General features: G+C 68.4%; 1 protein-coding gene. It reads right to left on the bottom strand.

Annotation, left to right across the window (positions count from 1 at the left end; all coding sequences use genetic code 11):
- Positions 1 to 576: molybdopterin-dependent oxidoreductase (locus ACK4TH_RS13030; RefSeq protein WP_409627052.1), on the bottom strand; the 576-nt coding region annotated here is incomplete at both ends.

Below are 576 nucleotides of genomic sequence, written 5' to 3'. Positions count from 1 at the left end.
CTACCGGCTCGCGTCGCTGTACGCAAGCCCCGATGTCGTGCGCCAGAGCGACGATCTGTTGCACGGGCAGGCCACACACGGCGGCTGCACGCTCCGGTGGCCACTCCAAGGGGCGGGCGCGCAGCGCCTCCCAGCCCAGGGTGTGGCGCTGCACATAATCGTGGTCCACCCAATCGTGGACGATGCACTGCTGCATCAGGGCGTAGGCCAGGGCCGCATCGGTGCCGGGCAGCAGCGCAAGGTGGGCGTGGCATTTCTCGGCCGTCTCGGTGCGGCGCGGGTCGATGCACACCAGTCGCGCACCCGCGCGTTTGGCTTGCTGGGCGTAGCGCCAGAAGTGCAGGTTGCTGCCGACGCTGTTGCTGCCCCAGATGAGGATGAGCCGACTCTCGGCAAAGTGCTCGACGCGCATGCCGACCTTGCCACCCAGGGTGTACTCCAGCCCCGCCGCCCCCGCCGAAGAACAGATGGTGCGGTCCAGCAGCGAGGCGCCCAACCGGTGAAAAAAGCGCGCAGCCATGCCCTCGCCCTGCACCAACCCCATGGTGCCCGCGTAGCTGTAGGGCAAGATGGCCT

This window comes from Tepidimonas sp. (assembly GCF_046292505.1).
Classification (GTDB): Bacteria; Pseudomonadota; Gammaproteobacteria; order Burkholderiales; family Burkholderiaceae_C; genus Tepidimonas.
The sequence above is the reverse complement of the archived record's forward strand: the minus strand, read 5'-3'. Positions and strand labels throughout refer to the sequence as shown.